We start from the raw sequence: 20,463 nt of genomic DNA on the forward strand, positions 1-20,463 counted from the left end.
GGGGGACCAGCGAAGCTGGTGGAGGGGCACCATCGGTTTGCCTTGCCGCCGAAGTCGTGCTCCACTGCTAGGGTCCCGGGAAGCTTGGTTCTTCCAGCCCAGCGCTGCGGCAACCTCCTGTGCCCCTCCACCACCCTTCGGGTGGTCCCCCTCCCCCGGTGGGGGAGGATCGGCTATGTCCGCAATTGGTCGAAACCAGAAATTAAACCGAAACTGCCCACCCCACTTTCCGTTTACGTAAAGGGATTGCGCGCACCCCGGCAACGCGTTACCCCTCCCCCATGTTTTTCGGCTTTCTCGACGAGCTGCGCGCCGCGGGCATTCCCGCCAGCCTGAAAGAGCATCTGATGCTGCTGGAGGCGCTCGACCGCGAGGTGATCGATCGCAGCCCCGAGCAATTCTATTATCTGTCGCGTGCGATCTACGTGAAGGATGAAGGCCTGCTCGACCGCTTCGACCAGGTGTTCAACAAGGTCTTCAAGGGCATCATCTCCGATTACGGGCAGAACCCGGTCGACGTCCCCGCCGACTGGTTGAAGGCGGTCGCGGAGAAATTCCTGACGCCCGAGGAAATGGCGGCGATCGAATCGCTGGGCGACTGGGACAAGATCATGGAGACGCTGAAAGAGCGGCTCGAGGAACAGCAGAAGCGCCATGAGGGCGGCAGCAAGTGGATCGGCACCGGCGGCACCTCGCCCTTCGGCAATTCGGGCTATAATCCCGAGGGCGTGCGGATCGGCGGCGAGAGCAAGCACAAGCGCGCGCTGAAAGTCTGGGAAAAGCGCGAGTTCCAGAACCTCGACAACACCAAGGAACTCGGCACCCGCAACATCAAGATCGCGCTGCGCCGCCTGCGCAAATTCGCGCGCGAGGGTGCGGCCGACGAGCTCGACATTCCGGGGACGATCGACGGCACCGCGCGCCAGGGTTGGCTCGACATCCGGATGCGCCCCGAGCGGCGCAACGCGGTCAAGCTGCTGCTCTTCCTCGACGTCGGCGGCTCGATGGATCCGTTCATCAAGCTCTGCGAAGAATTGTTCAGCGCTGCGACGACCGAATTCAAGAATCTCGAATTCTTCTATTTCCACAACTGCCCCTATGAAGGGGTGTGGAAGGACAATAAGCGCCGCTGGTCCGAACGCCACCAGATGTGGGACATCCTCCACAAATATGGACATGATTATAAGGTGATCTTCGTCGGCGACGCGTCGATGAGCGCGTATGAAATCACCCATCCGGGCGGCAGCGTCGAGCATTTCAACGAGGAATCGGGCGCGGTTTGGCTCCAGCGCATCACGCATGTCTATCCGGCAGCGGTGTGGCTCAATCCGGTGCCCGAGGCGCATTGGGGCTACACCCAGTCGGTCAAGCTGATCAAACAGCTGATGAACGACCGCATGTATCCGCTGACCCTCGCCGGACTCGACGATGCGATGCGCGAACTGACGCGCAAGCATTGAGCCGACCTTGGCCGGCTTCAGGGACAGGTTGCGCGGCTGGTTCGGAAGTTACCGGATCGAGGACCCGCGCCCGATAGCCGCAGGCGCGCCCTATACTTTTTATCTTCCGTCGGAGAACGAGCTGCTTTCGGTCGCGCCGGGCGATCTCGTCAAAATCATCTTCGAATCGATCCCGCCCAGCGCCGAATGGGGCGCCGAGCGTATGTGGGTCATCGTCACCGCGGTCGATGGCGACGAGCTGACCGGCACGCTCGACAATGAACCGGCCGACATCCCGCAGTTGAAACCTGGCGACGTCGTGCAGTTCCAGCGCGGGCATATCATCGATATCGACTGGGCCGACGATCGCGCCGTCCCGCCCCCAGCTGCGCCGGCCCGGCGGGAATATTGGGACCGCTGCTTCGTCGATGACCAAATTCTCGATGGACGGCTCAAGGTCGAATATCTCTATCGCGAGGAACCCGATCCGCTTGAGGAAGGCGACACCTATCCCGACAGTGGATGGCGCTTTCGATGCGACGCGCGCGGCCTGACTGACGCCGAATATGACAATCCGAGCTTCAGCTACATCGCGCTCGGCAAAGTTCTGAACGGCGACGACAGTTGGCTCCACCTGATTGACGCACCCGTCGGCAGCGCGTTTCTGCGCGACTGGTCGACCGGCGAATTTGTCCCGACCCAACCGAACGCGCCCGAGTGAAACCGCTCGAAATTGCTTCATCCTCCGGTTAATCCCCGACGATGTTCGACCTCCCCCTCGTCACCATCCTGCTGCTCACCGGCTTCATCAACCTGATCGGCGCGCTCGCTTATGCCGCGCGGATCGCGGGGGTGCGGACGCGGCGGATCGCGATGTCGTTCGCGCTGTTCAACATCCTCGTGCTCTTCTCGCGTACCTCGAACAGCTTCCTTGGCCCTTTCCTCGCCAAGCGGATCGAGACGCGCATCCACGACGGCAGCGGCGGGCATCTGTTCCTCGACATGCAGCTGGTGCTGGCGGCCGCGAGCGTCGCGACGCTGATCGGCATATTGCTCGTGCCGACCGGCCAACGCATGTTCGCTGCCGCGATCGGCTGGTATCAGGATAATCGGTCGACGACGAGGCTCGCGCTGAAGGCTGCAAGTCCGAGCGGCCTTCGGACATTGGGCCGGTCGCTGACTTTTCCCAGCCTGTCGCACCTCAGGAACTGGCGGATGCCGAAGGGCATCGGCTGGGGCGTGCTGATCGCCAACTGCCTTGCGCAATCTTTGCTCGCCGTTGGCGTGGTGGGGTCGCTCTATGCGGGCTATCTCGCGCCCGAATTTCGCGTCACCGCGTCGCAACTCTCGGCGCTGATCAACGGCTTTGCGACGATCCTGCTATTTGCCTTCATCGACCCGCAATTGTCGGTGATGACTGACGATGCGGTCGAGGGGAAGGTCGACGAGGCCGACTTTCGCCGCGCGATCACGCTCATCTCGCTCAGCCGCCTCGCCGGGACGGTGCTCGCGCAGGCGCTGCTGCTGCCCGCCGCGGCGCTGATCGCATGGGTCGCCGTTTATGTCTGATCGCGCGCGCGGCCACAGCCGCTTTCACGCCGTCCGCGCGCAACTGGAAGCGATGGCGGTTACGCCGGGTCCGCGTGGCTGGTTTCTCGAATTTCTGGTCTTCGGCTTCAAGCAGGGCTGGGCGTGCCTGTTCGGCGGGCTGATGCTCGCGCTGCTGCTCGGCACGCACCTGTTCTGGCCCGACGATGCGCCGCTGCATCGCTATGACGCGATCACGATCGGCGCGGTGCTGATCCAGCTCGGGATGCTCGCGTTCCGATTGGAAACACCGAAGGAAGCGCTCGTCATCCTGATTTTCCACATCGTCGGCACGGTGATGGAGCTGTTCAAGACCGCCGCAGGGTCGTGGCAATATCCCGAGGCGAGCCTGCTCCACATCGGCGCCGTCCCGCTCTTCTCGGGTTTCATGTATGCCGCGGTTGGCAGCTACATCGCGCGCGTGTGGCGCATCTTCGATTTCCGCTACACGGGTTATCCGCCGGTCTGGACCAGCTACGCGCTCGCCGCCGCGATCTACGTCAATTTCTTCGCGCACCACTGGCTGTATGACATCCGCTGGTTCCTGTTCGCGGCGACCGCTTTGCTGTTCTGGCGCTGTCAGGTGTGGTTCCGCCCCCTCCACGTCCACCGCCGCATGCCGCTGCTCGTCGGCTGGGGGCTTGTCGCGCTCTTTATCTGGTTCGCTGAGAATATCGGCACCTTTGCGCGCGCGTGGACCTATCCGAGTCAGGATGCCGGTTGGCACATGGTCGGGCTGGAGAAGCTGGGCAGCTGGTATCTACTGATGATTATTTCGTTCGTGCTGGTCAGTCTGGTGCAGCGGCCGAAGGGACCAGACGCCACTGGGTAACCGTCGCCCCCGCGAAGGCGGGGGCCGCCAGCGGTTTGCGCCGCCACACTGAAAAAGGCCGACTGCGGCCCCCGCCTTCGCGGGGGCGACGGGTTAACCGAACGGCTTGTCAATCGACGACGGCGGTTCGCTGAACCATTTGGGACCGCTCTCGGTCATGTGGAAACAATCCTCGAGCCGGATGCCGAACTCGCCGGGAATGTAGATGCCGGGCTCGTTCGAGAAACACATGCCGGGTGCGAGCTTCGTCGTTTCGCCGCGTACGAGATTGACCGGCTCGTGCCCGTCGAGCCCGATGCCGTGGCCAGTGCGGTGCGACGTGCCGGGCAGCTTGTAATCCGGTCCCCAGCCGAGGCTTTCATAATAAGCGCGCACCGCATCATCGACCTCGCCCGCGGGGGTGCCGAGCTTTGCCGCGGCAAAGGCAACGTCCTGCCCCTTGCGCATCTGGTCCCAGACCTGCCGCTGGCGCAGTGTCGCCTTGCCGTAGACGAACGTGCGCGAAATATCGGACTGATAGCCGTGCACCGTCGCGCCGCAATCCATCAGCACCACCTCGCCATCTTTCACCGCCTGCGGCTTGCCCGATCCGTGCGGATAGGCGCTCGCCTCGCCGAGCAGGATCAACTCGAATTCGCTGCGTCCGCCGAGGGCGGTCGTCGCCGCGGCCATGATTGCGCCGATCTGGTCGGGGCTCATGCCCGCCTCGATCCGCGGCGCGGTGTGGCGATAGGCGGCGAGTGTGATGTCGCTCGCGATCTGCATCAGCGCGATTTCGGCGGGCGATTTGTGCATCCGGCACCCGCGCACGACCGGCGCGCCGTTGACGACGGTCGCGTTCGGCATCGCCTTTTCCAACCCGTCGACCGCGAAATAGCGCACCGTTTCCTCGACGCCGATCTTGCCTTTGGTCAACCCGCGCTTGCCCAGCCAGGTGGCGACTGCGGCGAGCGGATTGTCATCCTCGTTCCAGGTCAGCACGTCGGCCGCAACTGCCAGGCTTTCGCGCACCGACGGTTCTTCGAAAAAGGGCGTGACGACCGCCAGCTCGCCCTCGCGCGTAAGCACCGCCGCGGTCAGCCGCTCGCTGCGCGACCAGCGCACGCCGGTGAAATAAATCAGACTCGATCCCGGCTCGATCAGCAGCGCGTCCATATCATTCGCGCGGACCAGATGCGTCGCCTTGGCGAGCCGCGCCACGCGCTCTGCCTTGCCGATCGGAACCGCCTTGGCGGCCAGATTGGGCAGGCCCGCAGTGTCCGCCGCCCATGCCGAGAGCGGCAGTGTCGCCGCCAGCCCGCCGAGCGCCGCGGTGCCAAGAAATTGCCTGCGTTGGATCATTTCACTCTCCCCGCGCGCGCTGGCGCCAACCTTTAACCCGTTCGCCCTGCACTTGTCGAAGCGCTGTTCTTTTCATCTCACGCTGGTGGGAAGAACCGCCTCTCGACAAGTTCAGGACGAACGGGAGCAGAAAATCCGCATCAGTAAAGCAGCAGATCTGAAATCTCGTCGCGCCACGCCGCCTCGTCGGGCTGCGCCAACGCATCGAGATCGCCCGCTTCCGCGCCCACATCGTCGACCCACAGCCGCAGGTCGGGGCCGCCGTTGATCACGTCGATCGCCAGCACATCGTCGGTATATTCATATTTGAAATCAGTGCCGCGCCAGATCGGATAGTCGGGATACAGCGAACGGATCGCCTTGAACCCTAGCGCTTGCACGCGCCAGGGACGGAACGCCGCATGGTCGTACCAGCCGCCCTCGGCGTGGATATGGATGCCGCTGTTGAGCTGCTTCATATGCTTGTGGAAGGTCGGCTCGAACCAGATGTCGCGCAGCTTGCATCCGCCCAGCCATTCGGGCGCGAGCCGCTGCATCTCCGCGATCACCGCCTTTGCATCGATGTCGGGCGCGCCGAAGAGCTCGAGCGGGCGCGTCGTGCCGCGCCCTTCGCTCAGGGTCGCACCCTCGACCATCACGGTGCCGGCATAGGCGCGCGCCATATTGAGGTTCGCGGCGTTCGGGCTGGGATTGATCCACACGCGTGTCGTCGGCCAGCCGAAGCCCGGGCCGTCGGGGTCCCACCCCGCCATCTCGATCACCCGGTAATCGACGTCGAGCCCGAAGTGGCGGATGAACCAATGCCCCATCTCGCCCATCGTCAGCCCGTGGCGCATCACCATCGGCCCCGCGCCGACGAAGCTTTCCCACCCCTCGCGCAGCCGTGTCCCTTCGACCGGGCGCCCCGCGGGGTTCGGGCGGTCGAGCACCCACACCACCTTGCCATGCTCCGCCGCGGCCTCGAGCGCATAGAGCAAAGTCGTGACATAGGTGTAGATGCGGCAGCCGAGATCCTGCAGATCGACGAGCATCACGTCGAAGGTGTGCATCGACTGCCCCGACGGGCGGCGCACTTCGCCGTAGAGGCTGAACACCGGCATGCCGTAGGTCGGATCGGTGAAGTCGGGCGACTCCACCATATTGTCCTGCAGGTCGCCGCGCACGCCATGCTGCGGTCCGAACACCGCGGTGACATTGACCCCCGCCGCGACGAGCGCGTCGAGGCTGTGCGTGAGGTCGGCGGTGACCGAGGCAGGGTGCGCGAGCAGCGCAACGCGCTTGCCTTCGAGCGGCTTCAGAAGCGCCGGGTCGGCGAGCAGGCGGTCGATACCGAAAAGCGTCGTCATGCGCGCCCGGGTGCCTCAAGCGTGAGCGCAAAGCAATCGGGATGATGGAAGTCGGGCTTGCCCGGTGGGTGTGCGAGCGCCCAATAGCTCTTGGTGCCGTCCAGTTCCTCAATCACCGCTGACAGGCCAAGTTTCGATCCCGTATCGGGGAAAATTCCCGGTTCGACACGCAATATATAGCGCGCGTCATTGCGCTCGACCGTCATCTCCCATGGCGCAAGCTCGTCCGAGCGCAGCAGCGAGCGATAATCGTCGAACTGGTAACAGGCCCAGCGTCCGTCAGGGGCATAGTTGAATTCGGTATAGTCGGGCTGCCCCTCCTCGGTCAGGAACGCCTCGAAACAGGTGCTCTGCCACAACCCGTCGGTTGCGCTGTCGGCAATGACCAGTTGCCCGTCGCCCGGCGGCAGGATGATGTCTCCCACGCCGCCCTCAACGACATAGTGCAACGCAAAACCCTCATCGAACGACAGCGCGATCTCGACCGCGACCGACCGGACCGTTCGCGCCGGGGTATCGGGGTGGCAGACCAGCGATTTGCGAATGCTATCCAAAACCCCAACCCCATGCTAAGCGCCCGCGCGCTATGACGAACCACAAATCCGACCTGCTGCGCGTCCTCGATGATCGAGGCTATATCCACCAGATGACCGACGCGGAAGGGCTCGATGCGCTCGCGTCGAAACAGGTCGTCCCCGGATATATCGGTTTCGACGCAACCGCGCCCAGCCTGCACGTCGGTAGCCTCGTCCAGATCATGATGCTGCGCCGCCTGCAACAGACGGGGCACAAACCGATAGTGCTGATGGGCGGCGCAACGACGCGGATCGGCGACCCGACGGGTCGCGACGAAAGCCGCAAGATGCTGTCGGACGAGACGATCGCGGCGAACATCGCGTCGATCTTCAGCATCTTTCAGCAGTTCCTGACCTTTGGCGACGGCCCGACCGACGCGGTGATGGTCAACAACCAGGACTGGCTCGGCAAGCTCGGTTACATCGAATTGCTGCAGGAAGTCGGCACGCATTTTACGATCAACCGGATGATGACGTTCGATTCGGTCAAGCTGCGGCTCGAACGCGAACAGCCGATGACCTTCCTCGAATTCAATTACATGATCCTGCAGGGTTATGATTTCCGCCATCTGTCGAGGGAGATGGGGGCGCGGCTGCAAATGGGCGGGTCGGACCAGTGGGGCAATATCGTCAACGGCATGGAGCTCGGCCGCCGCATGGACGGCGCAGACCTTTACGGTCTGACGACTCCGCTGCTTACCACGGCGGCGGGGGCCAAAATGGGCAAAACCGCCGCGGGTGCGGTGTGGCTTAATCCCGCCCAACTGTCCCATTTTGACTATTGGCAGTTCTGGCGCAATTGCGACGACCGCGATGTCGGACGCTTCCTGAAGCTGTTCACCGACCTGCCGCTCGAAGAGATCGCGCGGCTCGAAGCGCTGGGCGGGGCCGAAATCAACGAGGCGAAGAAAATACTGGCAAACGAAGCGACCGCGCTATGCCGCGGCGCCGATGCCGCCAAAGTTGCCGCCGAGACCGCCGCGCAAACCTTTGAAAAAGGCCAGATTGGTGGCGACCTGCCGCAGGTAGCCGCGCCCGCCGAAGGGATCAGCGTCGTCGATGCGCTGCGCGAACTGGGCTTTGCGGCGTCGAACAAGGAAGCGCGGCGCAAGCTCGACGAGGGGGCGGTCAAGGTCGACGGCGTCGTCATTCGCGACCCACATCACCTGATTACGCCGGGGGCCGATCCGGTGCCGCTGAGCCTGGGCGCGAAAAAACATGGCCTTGTGACGCGGTAAGGCGCAGAAACGCGTTTACCCAATCTTCAGCAATCGAGTGGATCGTCATGCCCAAACCAACAAGGTCCACTAAAATGCGCAAGATCGATACCAGCAAGGCCCATTATGTCGGCCTCGACCAGCGAATTGCTCCGCGTAGCGACGTCTATGTTCGCCTGCCCTTTGTCATGCCCGACGGTCGGCAGGAAATGTGCACCTGCGTCAACATCAGCGCCGACGGTATGCTGATGCGCTTCGAACGCGGGCTCGAGATCGGCGACCTTGTCGTATTCCGCATGCCGATCATCGGCCGCACCGCGGCGAAGGTCGTATGGTCATTGGGCGGCAAGACCGGTGTCCAGTTCGACAAATCAATCGCGGTCGAAGATTATCTGCCGATGATCCGTGCGATGGGTGCACGGGCTGACGTGAATTAGACAAATATACCGATTACAACCGTAGCCCTGAGCTTGTCGAAGGGCGCTTCTCGGTGAAGCGCCCTTCGACAAGCTCAGGGCTACGGTGCATTGGCCATCAACTTGATCATCCACTCCTGAGCAGCGGCACCGCCGCGTCGCGCTCGAACAGATAGAGGCAGTGCCGCACCGCCTCGCCGCGCGCGCCGTCCATCCCGCCGTCGCGTTCGACGAACAGCCGCGCATCGTCGTGCGCCACCGGTAACAGCCGTACCAATTGCTCGGCGCTCGCAAGCCCATAATCGGCGTCGCCCGACTGTTTCAGCCCCAGCAACTCGCCGCCGCCGCGCAGCTCCAGGTCCTTCTCGGCGATCACGAACCCGTCGTTCGTCTCGCGCATCAGCGCCAGCCGTTCGCGCGCGGTTTCGGACAGGTTTTGCGAGCGCAGCAACAGGCACACCGATTTCGCCGTGCCGCGCCCGACCCGTCCGCGCAGCTGGTGGAGCTGTGCGAGGCCGAAGCGGTCAGCATGTTCGACGATCATCAGGCTGGCGGCGGGAACATCGACCCCGACCTCGATCACCGTCGTCGCGACCAGCACCCCGATGTCGCCGGCCTGGAACCGCGCCATGACGTCATCCTTGTCCGGCCCTTTCATCCGCCCATGGACCAGCCCGACGCGGTCGGCGCCCAACCGCTCGCGCAGCAGCGCGGCGCGGTCCTCGGCAGCGGCGAGCTCGCTCGTCTCGCTCTCGGCAACCAGCGGGCAGACCCAATAGGCCTGCGCCCCTGTCGCCAGATGGCGCTCCAACCCGCCGACCACCTCATCAAGCCGGTCGACCGATACGACGCGCGTATCAACCGGAGTGCGCCCCGGCGGCATTTCGTCGATCCGCGACACGTCCATCTCGCCATGATTGGCAAGTTGCAGGGTGCGGGGGATCGGGGTCGCGGTCATCACCAGCAGGTGCGGCGGCCGCGCCGCCTTCTGCGTGAGCATCAACCGCTGCGCGACGCCGAAGCGGTGCTGCTCGTCCACGACCACTAGCGCCAGATCGCGGTACGTCACCGCATCCTGAAAAATCGCGTGGGTGCCGACCAATATGTCGATGCTGCCGTCGGCAAGCCCCATCAGCGTCGATTCGCGCACCCGCCCCTTGTCGCGCCCGGTCAGGATCGCAATGTTCACCGGCAGTCCGGCGAGCATCGCCTGTAACGTCGCGAAATGCTGGCGCGCCAAAATCTCGGTCGGCGCGAGCAGCGCCGCCTGCGTTCCCGCCTCGACCGCCGCCAGCATCGCGCGCAGCGCGACCAGCGTCTTGCCCGATCCGACATCGCCTTGCAGCATCCGCAGCATCGGGGTTTCGCGGCCCATGTCGGCGGCAATCTCGCGCCCCACCCGCTCCTGCGCGCCGGTCAGACCGAACGGCAGCCGCAGCGCACCCACCAGCCGCCCGTCGCCGACCACCGCGCGCCCCTTGCGCTTGCGCAGCCCCTCGCGGATCAGCATCAGCGCGACCTGGCTGGCGAAAATCTCGTCATAGGCCAGCCGGTCGCGCGCCGCCGCATCCTGCGGGCTGGCGTGCGCGCGCGTCAGCGCCTCGCGCCACGCAGGCCAGTCGCGGCTGGTCAGCAGCGGGCCGTCGATCCATTCGGCAAGTTCGGGGCGCCGTTCGAGCGCTATTTCGACCAGCTGCGACAGACGCGCGTTGGTCAGTCCTTCGGTCAGCGGATAGACGGGTTCGTGGATCGCGATCCCCGCTTCGTCGCCCGGCTCGACGACTTGGTCGGGATGGACGATCTGGCGCATCTCGCCATAGAGGTCGAGCCGCCCCGACACGCGGCGCTTCTCTCCGAGCGGGAACAGCTTGCGCGCGAGGCCCGAGGTCCGTCCGAAATAGACGAGCCGGACATGGTCGCCCGCACTGTCGAACGCCTCGACCCCGAAGGGCGCGCGTGGGGATCGGCCCGGACGATAGTCCTGCGCGGTCAGATCGACGATGATCGTCTGCCCCGCCTGCGCTTCGTCGAGCCGGTCGACCGGAAAACGCGAGATCAATCCCGTCGGCAGGTGAAACAGTACATCCACGACGCGTTCCAGCCCCAGCCGCGTCAGCGGCTTGGCCAGCTGCGGGCCAACACCCTTCAGGTCTGTGAGCGCGGCAAAGAGCGGATTGAGGATTTCGGGTCGCATGGCTAGGGCGTGTCTAGCCCCCACATTCCGTTCGTGTCGAGCGAAGTCGAGACACCCGGCCGGGTAGCGCTGTTGGTCGGGTGTCTCGACTTCGCTCGACACGAACGGACGTGGTGATCTTCGTTGCTGAATCATTCGATCGGACTAAAAGGCCCGCCATGACCGACCGCCTCAAACGCCTGAAATTCCGCGCCTGGCACCGCGGCACGCGCGAGGCCGATTATATGATTGGCGGCTTTTTCGATCGCTACGCCGCGACTTGGAGCGAGGAAGAGATCGCCTGGTACGAAATTGTCGTCGAAGAGGACGATGTCGACATCATGGCGTGGGCGCTGGGCACCGGCGAGCCGCCCGCGCATCTGGACCGCCCCGACATGATCGCCGCGATGCGCCGTCTGGACTATATACCGCTGCCATGACCATATCTGCTGCCGACATCTTTGCCGCGATCGGATCGGCAGCGGCGCCGCTGACGCTGGCGCGCGCCGCCGACGGGTTTTTGCCGCTGCTGCTCGCCGACCTGGCGCGCGCCAGCGACAAGAGGCTGGTCTATGTCGCGACCGATGATGCGGCGATGCAGGCGATCGCCGACGCCGCGCCCTTCTTCGCGCCCGACCTGATCGTCCACCGCTTCCCGGCATGGGATTGCCTGCCCTATGACCGCGCCGGGCCGTCGATGCGGGTCAGCGCCGACCGGCTGGCGACGCTGTCGGCGCTGCAACAGCCCGCAAAACGCGGCGAGCTGCTCCTCACCACCGTCGCTGCGATCACGCAGCGCACGCTCACCCCGTTCCGCATCCGCCAGCTCGCAACGACGCTTGCCGCGGGGCAACGGATCGACCGCGACGCGCTCGCCGAACTGCTCATCTCGAACGGCTTCAGCCGCGTCGATACCGTCGCTGATCAGGGCGAATTTGCCGTGCGCGGCGGCATTCTCGACCTGTTTCCCGCAGGCGAGGAGACCGGCCTGCGCGTCGACTTTTTCGGCGACGAGATCGAAAGCATCCGCCGCTTCGACCCCGCCGACCAGCGCAGCCTTGGCCCCGCCAAGGCGCTGCAACTGCTTCCAGCCGCCGAGACGTTGCTCGACCAGGATACGATCAAACGCTTCCGCTCGGGCTACCGCGACCTGTTCGGCGCGCAGGCGACGGGCGACCCGCTGTACCAGGCGGTCAGCGACGGGCGGCGGCAGGCCGGCATGGACCATTGGCTGCCGCTGTTCGAGGAGCGGCTGGCGACGCTGTTCGACCATATCGACCCCGCGACCCCGGTGCTGCGCGGCCACCGCAGCGACGCGACGGCGGAGACGCGCTTTGCCGCGATCGCCGATTATCATGCGAACCGCGTCGCCGCCGAACGCGAATCGCCAGGCAGCTATCGCCCGTTGGCGCCCGAAACGCTGTATCTGAGCGAAGCCGAATGGGCCGGGGCGGCGGCGCAGCGCCCGATCCACATCGTGACGCCGTTCGACGTTCCGCCGGGCGCGAGCATCGTCGACCTCGAGACCTTTGCCGCGCGCGATTTCACCCCCGAACGCGCCGCCGACCTCAATGTCTATGACAAGGTCGCCGATCATCTGTCGGACGAGCGCCGCAAGGGCCGCAAGACGATCATCGCCAGCTATTCGGAAGGGGCGCGGGATCGCCTGTCAGGGCTGCTGCGCGAGCATGGGGTGACCTCGCTAGCCCCTGCCGATAGTTGGCAGGAAGCGCTCGGGACCGCATCCACCGAGAGCGGCGGCGCGACCGCGATGGTGGTCCTCCCGCTCGACCACGGCTTTGCCTCCGACGCCATCAGCCTGCTCACCGAACAGGATATTCTCGGCGAGCGCCTCGTCCGCCGCCAGAAGCGCCGCAAAAGCGCCGACGCCTTCCTCGCCGAACTTGCGACACTCAGCGTCGGCGACCTCGTCGTTCATCTCGACCATGGCATCGGGCGCTATGAAGGGCTGACCTCGATCCCGGTCGGGAGCAGCCCGCACGACTGCGTCGCGCTGACCTATGCGGGCGGCGACAAGCTGTACGTCCCGGTCGAAAATCTCGACGTGCTGTCGCGCTATGGCGGCGAGAGCGACGAGGTCGCGCTCGACCGCCTCGGCGGCGAGGCGTGGCAGCGCCGCAAGGCGCGGATGAAGGAACGCATCCGCGAGATCGCGGGCGAATTGCTCGCGACCGCGGCGCAGCGCGCGCTGCGTTCGGGCGAAGTGCTGGCGCAGGACGCGGCCTACCCCGCCTTCGCCGACCGCTTCCCCTATCAGGAAACCGAAGACCAGGATCGCGCGATCGGCGACGTGCTCGCCGACATGGCGTCGGGCAAGCCGATGGACCGGCTGGTGTGCGGCGACGTCGGCTTCGGCAAGACCGAGGTTGCGCTCCGCGCCGCCTTTGTCGCCGCAATGGCCGGGGTGCAGGTGGCGGTCGTCGTGCCGACCACCCTGCTTGCGCGTCAGCATTTCACGAACTTCGTCGAGCGTTTCAAAGGTTTCCCGGTCAACATCGGGCGGCTGTCGCGCCTCGTCCCCGCGGGCGAAGCGCAAAAGACGCGCGACGGCCTGGCCAGCGGTCATGTCGATATCGTTGTCGGCACCCATGCGGTGATCGCCAAATCGGTCGAGTTCAAGAACCTCGGCCTCGTCATCGTCGACGAGGAACAAAGGTTCGGCGTCGTCCACAAGGAGCGCCTGAAACAGCTCAAGACCGACGTTCATGTGCTAACGCTGACCGCTACCCCGATTCCGCGCACCTTGCAGATGGCGATGTCGGGACTGCGCGAGCTCAGCGTGATCCAGACGCCGCCGGTCGATCGCCTCGCGGTGCGCACTTATGTGGCGCCGTGGGATGCGGTGGTGCTGCGCGAAGCGCTGCTGCGCGAGCATGATCGCGGCGGGCAAAGCTTCTTCGTCGTCCCGCGGATCAAGGACCTGCCCGACATCGAGGAATTTCTGCGCAACCGCGTGCCCGAGGTCAAATATGTGGTCGCGCATGGCCAGATGACCCCGACCGAGGTCGAGGACCGGATGAGCGCCTTTTACGACCGCAAATATGACGTGCTGCTGTCGACGACGATCGTTGAAAGCGGCCTCGACATCCCGAGCGCCAATACGCTGATCATCCACCGCGCCGACCGTTTCGGCCTCGCCCAGCTGTACCAGCTGCGTGGCCGCGTCGGGCGCGGCAAGACGCGCGCCTATGCGTATCTGACGACCCCCGAACATGGCGCGATCACCGACACCGCCGAAAAACGGCTCAAGCTGCTCGGCGATCTCGACACGCTGGGTGCGGGGTTCCAGCTCGCGAGCCACGATCTCGACATTCGCGGCGCGGGCAATCTGGTCGGCGACGAGCAGTCGGGGCATATCCGCGAGGTCGGCTTCGAACTGTACCAGTCGATGCTGGAAGAGGCGATCCTGGTCGCCAAGGCCGAGGGGGCGGGCAAACTGCCGCCGCGCGAGGCTTTGTCACCGGTCATCACCGTCGACGCACCGATCCTGATCCCCGAGGATTATGTCCCCGACCTGCCGCTGCGCATGGCGCTCTATCGCCGCCTGAACGATGCCGCGGACCGCGCCGCGCTCGACGCCTTCGCCGCCGAAATGATCGACCGCTTCGGGCCGCTGCCGCCCGAAACCGCCAACCTGGTCCAGCTGATGGAGATCAAGGCCAATGCGAAGCTGGCGGGCATCGCCAAACTCGACGTCGGGAGCAAGGGGGCGCTGGTCAGCTTCCACAGCGACCAGTTCGCCAACGTCCCCGGGCTGATCGCCTATGTCGAGCGGCTGAAAGGCCGCGCGCGCATCCGCCCCGACAACAAGCTGTCGGTCAGTGGCGACTGGATGAGCACCGGGGCGCGATTGAACGGTGCGCTGCAATTGTCGAAGGGTTTGGGGAAGCTCGCGCGGCAGGCGGGCTAGAAACCGTCCGGTTCAACCGCATCGTCCATCATTGTAGCCCTGAGCTTGTCGAAGGGCGCTTGTCGCCGATAGGCGCCCTTCGACAAGCTCAGGGCTACGGTTCCACTCGGGCCGGGGCGACGACTATCCCATCAACCCCGGCAACTGATTCCCCGGCACCGGCCCCGACTTCAAAAACCCTTGCCAGGTCGCGACCCCCAGTTCGCGCAGCCGTTCCAGCTGGCGCTGATTCTCGATCCCCTCGGCCACCACCAACAGCCCCAGCGCGCGCGCGAGATCGACGATCGCGCGGACGACGATGCGGTCGCGGTCGCTGCCGTCGATGGTGCGGGTGAAGCCGCTGTCGATCTTCAGATAATCGATCGGCAGCCGCGCGAGCAGCGACAGGCTGGAATAGCCCGTCCCGAAATCGTCGATCGCGATCGCACAGCCCAGCGCGCGGATTTGCGCCAATTGCTCGGCAGCGCTCGCCGGATCGCTCAGCATCGCCTGTTCGGTCAGCTCGAGCGTCAGCCGGTCTGGATCGACCTGCGCCGCTTTCGCCATGGCGGCGAACCGCCCCGCAAATTCGGGGTCACCGAGATCGGCGGCGGTGATGTTGAGCGACACGCGCAGTTTCGCCAGCGCCCGCGGCCATTTCGCCATTTCGGCGAGCGCGACGCGGTGCGCATGCTCGGTGAGCTCGCATTCCAGCCGCGCGGCGCGCGCCGCGGTGACCAGCGGCCCCGCGCCGAGCAGGCCGAGCTCGGGATGCTGCCAGCGCAGCAGCGCCTCGACCCCGACCATCTCGCCGGTGCCGACATCATATTGCGGCTGGTAATGGATCAGCACCTCGTCGCCCGATAGCGCCGCATGGACCATAACACCATCGCGCGCCGACGCCGGGCGCGACAGCTGTTCCCCCGCATTGCGCAGTTGCTCGGCCACCGATTCGTCGCGCGTGATCAGCGCCGCAGCGATGCGGATCGACAGGCGGCCGTTCGGATCGCCGACGATCGGTTCGGCCAGCGCGACATGCAGCGCGCGTTCCTGCGCGCGGAGTGCCCCCAGCGACATGGGCGTCGATGGCACGATCAGGAAGCGTGGCCCGTCGAGTCGATCGACGCACGATCCCGGCCCGAATTCGTCGCTGGCGAAATTTTCCAGCCGTCGCCCGATTTCATCGAGCACCGCATCACCCGTCGCGGTCCCCGCGCTGCTGTTGATCCGGGCCATCTGGTCGATCTGGACCAGAATGACGCCGGCATCGGCGTCGTGGCGGTTATGCAAACCTTCGAGTTTACGGACGCACGCGGAAAGGGTTTCGGACAAGCGATTCATGGCGTCTCCGTAGCAGGCTTTGCTTGCCAAGTTCCTGCCTTTTGCATCACAAGGTGCCTGTGGCTGTCACATTTTCCCAACCTGCCGGATCGACGGCGCCTCTGATCGACGGCCATGGTCGGCGGATCAATTACTTACGCCTGTCGGTGACCGATCGCTGCGACCTGCGCTGTCGTTATTGCATGGCCGAAGACATGACCTTCCTGCCCAAATCGGCAGTGCTGAGCATCGAGGAAATGGGCGAGCTCGCCGAACGCTTCGTCGCGCGCGGGATTCGCCGGATCCGCCTGACCGGCGGCGAGCCGCTGGTTCGGCGGGGGATCGACACGCTCGCGGCGCGGCTGGGCGCGATGATCGGGCACGGGCTCGATGAACTTACCCTCACGACCAACGGCATGCGGCTCGCCGAATATGCGCCAATGCTCGCGGCGGCGGGCGTACGCCGCATCAACGTCAGCCTGGACACGCTCGATCCCGCCGCCTTTCGCCACATCACGCGCGTCGGCGACCTCGATGTCGCGCTCGGCGGAATTGCCGCGGCGCGCGCGGCGGGGATCGCGGTCAAGATCAATATGGTGGCGCTCGCGGGGCTCAACGAAGACCAGCTGCTCCCGATGCTCGATTATTGCGCCGCCACCGGCTGCGACCTCACGCTCATCGAAACGATGCCACTGGGCGAGGTCGAGGCCGACCGCAGCGACCATTATATCCCGCTCCATCATTTCATCGCACCGCTGCGCGATACGCACGCGCTCTATCCGGTCGACAAGCGCACCGGCGGCCCGGCGCGTTATTTCGCGATCGAGGGTAGCCCCGTGACATTGGGCCTGATCACCCCGCTCAGCGACAATTTCTGCACGACGTGCAACCGGATCCGCCTGACCGTCGAAGGACGCATCTATATGTGCCTCGGCCAGGACGACCATATCGACCTGCGCGCGGCGCTGCGCGAGCGCGGCGATGTCGACGGCTTGATTGATGCCGCATTGGCTGGCAAACCCCGCGCGCATGACTTTCATATCGAACGAAAGTCCACACCGGCGGTCGCGCGTCATATGAGTGCAACGGGCGGCTGACACTCCGCCTTCTGGGGGAAGCTTAATGCAACGCAAGATCGCGCTCGTCGCATCGAACGCGCCCGCGGCGATGGAAGCCGAAGCCGAATTGCGCCCGCTCTACGACTTTGTCGATCTGAACGAGGCCGATTTGCTGATCGCGCTCGGCGGCGACGGCTTCCTGCTCCACATGCTGCACCAGCTGCTCGACCAGCGCCGCAGCCTGCCGGTGTTCGGGATGAACCGCGGCACGATCGGCTTCCTGATGAACGAGTTTCGCGTCGAGGGGCTGCTCGACCGGATCGCGGCGGCGCGCCCCTTCCTCATCCACCCGCTGGCGGGCGACATCACGACGATCAGCGGCGAACGGCACATCCTGCCCGCGATCAACGAGATTTCGCTGCTTCGCGAAACGCGCCAGGCCGCCAAGCTCGAAGTGCTGATCAACGAAAAGACGATGCTCGAGGAACTGGCGTGCGACGGCGTGCTCGTCGCGACCCCCGCCGGGTCGACCGCCTACAATCTCAGCGCCAATGGCCCGATCCTGCCGCTCGAATCGGAAATGCTGGCGTTGACCCCGATCAGCCCCTTCCGCCCGCGGCGCTGGCGCGGCGCGCTGGTCCCCGAATCGACCAGCATCCGCTTCAACGTCCGCGAAGCGGCGAAACGCCCGGTCAGCGCGGTCGCCGACCAACGCGAAATCCGCGACGTAAAGACGGTGCTGGTCACCACCGACCGCAGCCGACCGCTGACTTTGCTGTTCGACCCCGACCAGGGATTGGACGAACGCATCGCAATGGAACAATTTATCGTCTGAGCGAGACAATTCGCGCCAAAACCCCCTTGATAAAGTTGGCGGCACGCGGCAAAGGGGCCGCCTTGCCCGCATCAGCGGGGTGTTCCTCGGTAGCTCAGCGGTAGAGCAATCGACTGTTAATCGATCGGTCGTAGGTTCGAATCCTACCCGGGGAGCCATTTCTTCATTCGCTGCTTGAGCCGCCCACTAAAGAGCGCAAGTTGACCCGTTCAAGGGCGCTTCTGACCCAATAAAGAGCGTTTTTTGGCTTTTTGAGGGGTGTGAGCAGATCATCGGCCATCATGAAGGCCTATTGAGATGGACTAAAGACCTGCATGTCTTTGCCCCTCACAATTTAAATTTCACGTATGCGACCAACTCGGGCGACCGCGAGCGGCCTGATTCTGCCCCACGCATTTCGCCTCACAGCACTGTTATAATCGACATAGAGACATGCTCCGCGCGAGATCTGGCGATGGGCAGCTAACTGATAATCGAATAATATCCTTGTCGTTGGTTTCGATCCCCGACCCAAGTCTCCTGCCGACCATCGGATACAACCAAATCAGTTCATTCTCATCGTGACGCCGCAAGGCGAATATGGTTAGATGCTTGCCTTCATGCGGGAGGAGGGGCGCGCATGACCTATTGGGAATTAGCGCGGCTTTCGATCGAGGCAATGGTCGCGGACAAGCATTCGGAAAGTTCCGAAAACTGGTCTGCAATTGTGCCCATGAGCGTGGCAGACGGCTGGGGGCTCGACCTCGCGCGTTGGTCGACGGAAGCACAGATCATCATCAAGAATTTCGAGGCGCGTATTGAGAGAAAGCTCTCGATTCCAAAAAGCGCGGTCGTAACGGCTGGTGAAAAATCACTCGACGAATTCCAGGCGTATTTGACCGCGAAGGCCAGCGTGACCGAAACGCGGCTTATTTATTATCAGACCAAGGCGCTGCTTGCGGAGTGGGGCGAATGAGCGGACGCCTGCGTCTTTCTGCAATGATCGCTTTTGGATGCGCTGCTGCGGCACTAGCAAGCCCGGCGCAGGCAGCGCGCGAGATAGGCCCAGTGATCGCATCCGCCTGTTCGAGCAACCCTACGGGAGAAGCCCTACGAAAGCGACTTGCCGAGGCTGTTCTTGCGCAAGCCGGGGTCTTGGGATCAGAATTGCTCGCGGACTCGACGCTCGTTTCGTATCCGGACTTTGGCGACCGAGCGATCGCCGCTGTTTTCCGCGGGGAAGTCCAAACTTACAACGATCCTCGTATGGATATTCTGACACTTCGCCAAAGGCTCGAACAATATCTCGGTCCAAAATCGAATGTTTCGGTTGGTGATCGGAAACTTGAGGTGGTCGCGCCCCCGGAAGGCGCAAATTGGCTTTTTGATCGCTCGCGCACGATCGTGTTGCGATGCATTGGTTCAAAACCCGCAAAACCGATAATCACGGAATTTGAGGAGGGCACCAAACGCAGCGCATTTGCAGTCCGCGAAAAGGTCGATGAACTTGCTCTAGCTGGCGATGCGTCAAAAAAGGCGGGTTCCGCGAAGATTGGGCTCGTGCGAACGCGCACGGAAAAGGACGATGGAACTCGAAAGACGGTTACCTCGCTGACGTTTAACGGCACAGCGGGGCTGCGCCTTACGGGACCGACCAGCCAAGCGCCACTTTATGTATACAGCAGCTACGCGCTGAGTCAGGAAAGAACGCGGCCCGCCGACGATCCGACCAAGGACCAGTCGGACGGTGACGTCGACGCGCTCGAGACCGGCCTTAGCCTCAATGGCCTTTTGCTACGGAGCGCAGCAGACGTCTCGTTGGTCGGCAGCTTGCAAGCTGCATATGTGTCCGATTTTGCGCACAACGCCGAGCGGCTCAAACTTCGCGCCTCCCTCGTTCCAGGTTTTGCGGTGTCAGTCGGGAGACTGTGCGACATCGGCGGCTATAATCAGGTCACAGCTCTGGGCCTTAAGTTCAGGACGCGGTGTCTGATCAAGTTTGAAACGGAGGCCAGTCACGTTCTCGAAGCCGGGACTGCGGATTTCAAAGATCATGGGGAATTTCTCGCCTTTGGCGGGACTGCGGCATATCAATTGGCTGCACCGATCGGCGACAAAGCCGAAATGATCGGCAGCTTGTCCTACCGCTATCTTCCCGTCATCGCTGGACGCGCACCAAATATCTCACGCTGGGATGCAATGGTGAAATATCGTTTCTGGCTCGACGATGGCCCGGGACTGGACTTCGGTGTGACTTGGGGAAAGGGCCACGAGCCGATCAGTTACACCAAGGAAGACAAGCTTGAGCTCGGGTTTGGCATAATCTTTTGACAGAGCTTACTCCGTCGCCAACGTTGCGCAACGAAAGGCAGAGCGTCCAGTCCGAACTATCGTCGACCATTAGTTTCGGTGCGATTTCAATGATGGGACCGGAA

Annotated in this window: 17 protein-coding genes and 1 tRNA gene; 13 read left to right on the forward strand and 5 right to left on the reverse strand. The window is 64.0% G+C overall.

What is annotated here, in order from left to right; all coding sequences use genetic code 11:
* The first annotated feature begins 281 nt into the window (after nucleotides 1-281).
* From FFS18_RS10375 to FFS18_RS10390, 4 genes are read left to right on the forward strand one after another with little or no spacing between them, the layout of a single operon-like run.
* Complete coding sequence (locus tag FFS18_RS10375) at nucleotides 282-1,460, forward strand: vWA domain-containing protein (RefSeq protein WP_137870753.1); 1,179 nt, start codon at nucleotides 282-284, stop codon at nucleotides 1,458-1,460.
* Nucleotides 1,461-1,467: 7 nt separating this feature from the next.
* Nucleotides 1,468-2,160 carry an immunity protein Imm33 domain-containing protein gene (locus tag FFS18_RS10380; RefSeq protein WP_249340367.1) on the forward strand — a complete coding sequence of 231 codons (693 nt, stop codon included), beginning with the start codon at nucleotides 1,468-1,470 and terminating at the stop codon, nucleotides 2,158-2,160.
* Nucleotides 2,161-2,201: 41 nt separating this feature from the next.
* Nucleotides 2,202-3,008, forward strand: coding sequence for a lipid II flippase Amj family protein (locus tag FFS18_RS10385; protein ID WP_137870755.1), 807 nt, complete (start codon nucleotides 2,202-2,204; stop codon nucleotides 3,006-3,008).
* Complete coding sequence (locus FFS18_RS10390; RefSeq protein ID WP_137870756.1) at nucleotides 3,001-3,858, forward strand: DUF817 domain-containing protein; 858 nt, start codon at nucleotides 3,001-3,003, stop codon at nucleotides 3,856-3,858. The genes FFS18_RS10385 and FFS18_RS10390 overlap by 8 nt, the downstream gene beginning before the upstream one ends.
* Nucleotides 3,859-3,951: 93 nt before the next feature.
* Here the strand turns inward: FFS18_RS10390 and FFS18_RS10395 are convergent, their stop codons facing one another.
* The 3 genes from FFS18_RS10395 to FFS18_RS10405 form a co-directional block, all read right to left on the reverse strand.
* Nucleotides 3,952-5,199 carry a M24 family metallopeptidase gene (locus FFS18_RS10395; RefSeq protein WP_137870757.1) on the reverse strand — a complete coding sequence of 416 codons (1,248 nt, stop codon included), beginning with the start codon at nucleotides 5,197-5,199 and terminating at the stop codon, nucleotides 3,952-3,954.
* A gap of 140 nt (nucleotides 5,200-5,339) precedes the next feature.
* Nucleotides 5,340-6,545 carry an exo-beta-N-acetylmuramidase NamZ family protein gene (locus FFS18_RS10400; RefSeq protein WP_137870758.1) on the reverse strand — a complete coding sequence of 402 codons (1,206 nt, stop codon included), beginning with the start codon at nucleotides 6,543-6,545 and terminating at the stop codon, nucleotides 5,340-5,342.
* Complete coding sequence (locus FFS18_RS10405) at nucleotides 6,542-7,099, reverse strand: DOMON-like domain-containing protein (RefSeq protein WP_120217024.1); 558 nt, start codon at nucleotides 7,097-7,099, stop codon at nucleotides 6,542-6,544. The genes FFS18_RS10400 and FFS18_RS10405 overlap by 4 nt, the downstream gene beginning before the upstream one ends.
* 32 nt (nucleotides 7,100-7,131) lie before the next feature.
* Here FFS18_RS10405 and tyrS point away from each other — a divergent pair, with 32 nt between their 5' ends.
* Together tyrS and FFS18_RS10415 are read left to right on the forward strand one after the other, a co-directional pair.
* Entirely contained in the window at nucleotides 7,132-8,358 is a 1,227-nt protein-coding gene (gene tyrS / locus FFS18_RS10410; RefSeq protein WP_137870759.1) for a tyrosine--tRNA ligase, read from the forward strand.
* A 74-nt stretch (nucleotides 8,359-8,432) separates the two neighbouring features.
* A complete protein-coding gene (locus FFS18_RS10415; RefSeq protein WP_120217026.1) occupies nucleotides 8,433-8,774 on the forward strand; it encodes a PilZ domain-containing protein in 342 nt (113 codons plus the stop codon).
* Nucleotides 8,775-8,880: 106 nt separating this feature from the next.
* Here FFS18_RS10415 and recG read toward each other — a convergent pair whose 3' ends face one another.
* On the reverse strand, nucleotides 8,881-10,947 hold the full coding sequence (recG, locus tag FFS18_RS10420; RefSeq protein WP_137870760.1) for an ATP-dependent DNA helicase RecG: 2,067 nt from the start codon (nucleotides 10,945-10,947) through the stop codon (nucleotides 8,881-8,883).
* 158 nt (nucleotides 10,948-11,105) lie between these two features.
* On the opposite strand from recG, the gene FFS18_RS10425 reads away from it, so the two are divergent.
* Both FFS18_RS10425 and mfd read left to right on the forward strand, forming a co-directional pair.
* Complete coding sequence (locus tag FFS18_RS10425) at nucleotides 11,106-11,366, forward strand: succinate dehydrogenase assembly factor 2 (RefSeq protein ID WP_137870761.1); 261 nt, start codon at nucleotides 11,106-11,108, stop codon at nucleotides 11,364-11,366.
* On the forward strand, nucleotides 11,363-14,857 hold the full coding sequence (gene mfd, locus FFS18_RS10430; RefSeq protein WP_137870762.1) for a transcription-repair coupling factor: 3,495 nt from the start codon (nucleotides 11,363-11,365) through the stop codon (nucleotides 14,855-14,857). Before FFS18_RS10425 ends, mfd begins: the two co-directional genes overlap by 4 nt.
* Nucleotides 14,858-14,980: 123 nt before the next feature.
* Here the strand turns inward: mfd and FFS18_RS10435 are convergent, their stop codons facing one another.
* The gene (locus tag FFS18_RS10435) at nucleotides 14,981-16,177 is read right to left on the reverse strand and encodes a GGDEF domain-containing phosphodiesterase (RefSeq protein WP_137870763.1); all 1,197 of its coding nucleotides are present in this window, start codon (nucleotides 16,175-16,177) and stop codon (nucleotides 14,981-14,983) included.
* Between the two features lie 53 nt (nucleotides 16,178-16,230).
* On the opposite strand from FFS18_RS10435, the gene moaA reads away from it, so the two are divergent.
* From moaA to FFS18_RS10460, 5 genes are all read left to right on the forward strand, one after another.
* Nucleotides 16,231-17,253, forward strand: a complete 1,023-nt coding sequence (gene moaA / locus FFS18_RS10440; protein WP_502704172.1) for a GTP 3',8-cyclase MoaA — start codon at nucleotides 16,231-16,233, stop codon at nucleotides 17,251-17,253.
* A 25-nt stretch (nucleotides 17,254-17,278) separates the two neighbouring features.
* On the forward strand, nucleotides 17,279-18,049 hold the full coding sequence (locus FFS18_RS10445; RefSeq protein WP_120217032.1) for an NAD kinase: 771 nt from the start codon (nucleotides 17,279-17,281) through the stop codon (nucleotides 18,047-18,049).
* 83 nt (nucleotides 18,050-18,132) lie between these two features.
* Nucleotides 18,133-18,207: transfer RNA gene (locus FFS18_RS10450), tRNA-Asn, on the forward strand.
* Nucleotides 18,208-18,668: 461 nt separating this feature from the next.
* Nucleotides 18,669-19,004, forward strand: coding sequence for a hypothetical protein (locus FFS18_RS10455; RefSeq protein ID WP_137870765.1), 336 nt, complete (start codon nucleotides 18,669-18,671; stop codon nucleotides 19,002-19,004).
* Entirely contained in the window at nucleotides 19,001-20,359 is a 1,359-nt protein-coding gene (locus FFS18_RS10460) for a hypothetical protein (RefSeq protein WP_137870766.1), read from the forward strand. Before FFS18_RS10455 ends, FFS18_RS10460 begins: the two co-directional genes overlap by 4 nt.
* The last annotated feature ends 104 nt before the right edge of the window (nucleotides 20,360-20,463 follow it).

Source organism: Sphingopyxis sp. 2PD (assembly GCF_005503695.1).
Lineage (GTDB): Bacteria > Pseudomonadota > Alphaproteobacteria > Sphingomonadales > Sphingomonadaceae > Sphingopyxis.

Bases quoted from the DNA above. Each gene is read 5' to 3' on its own strand.
- FFS18_RS10375 (WP_137870753.1), top strand. From the start codon at position 282: ATGTTTTTCGGCTTTCTCGACGAGCTGCGCGCCGCGGGCATTCCCGCC.
- FFS18_RS10385 (WP_137870755.1), top strand. From the start codon at position 2,202: ATGTTCGACCTCCCCCTCGTCACCATCCTGCTGCTCACCGGCTTCATC.
- FFS18_RS10390 (WP_137870756.1), top strand. From the start codon at position 3,001: ATGTCTGATCGCGCGCGCGGCCACAGCCGCTTTCACGCCGTCCGCGCG.
- FFS18_RS10395 (WP_137870757.1), bottom strand. From the start codon at position 5,199: ATGATCCAACGCAGGCAATTTCTTGGCACCGCGGCGCTCGGCGGGCTG.
- FFS18_RS10400 (WP_137870758.1), bottom strand. From the start codon at position 6,545: ATGACGACGCTTTTCGGTATCGACCGCCTGCTCGCCGACCCGGCGCTT.
- tyrS (WP_137870759.1), top strand. From the start codon at position 7,132: ATGACGAACCACAAATCCGACCTGCTGCGCGTCCTCGATGATCGAGGC.
- FFS18_RS10415 (WP_120217026.1), top strand. From the start codon at position 8,433: ATGCGCAAGATCGATACCAGCAAGGCCCATTATGTCGGCCTCGACCAG.
- recG (WP_137870760.1), bottom strand. From the start codon at position 10,947: ATGCGACCCGAAATCCTCAATCCGCTCTTTGCCGCGCTCACAGACCTG.
- FFS18_RS10425 (WP_137870761.1), top strand. From the start codon at position 11,106: ATGACCGACCGCCTCAAACGCCTGAAATTCCGCGCCTGGCACCGCGGC.
- mfd (WP_137870762.1), top strand. From the start codon at position 11,363: ATGACCATATCTGCTGCCGACATCTTTGCCGCGATCGGATCGGCAGCG.
- FFS18_RS10435 (WP_137870763.1), bottom strand. From the start codon at position 16,177: ATGAATCGCTTGTCCGAAACCCTTTCCGCGTGCGTCCGTAAACTCGAA.
- FFS18_RS10445 (WP_120217032.1), top strand. From the start codon at position 17,279: ATGCAACGCAAGATCGCGCTCGTCGCATCGAACGCGCCCGCGGCGATG.
- FFS18_RS10455 (WP_137870765.1), top strand. From the start codon at position 18,669: ATGACCTATTGGGAATTAGCGCGGCTTTCGATCGAGGCAATGGTCGCG.
- FFS18_RS10460 (WP_137870766.1), top strand. From the start codon at position 19,001: ATGAGCGGACGCCTGCGTCTTTCTGCAATGATCGCTTTTGGATGCGCT.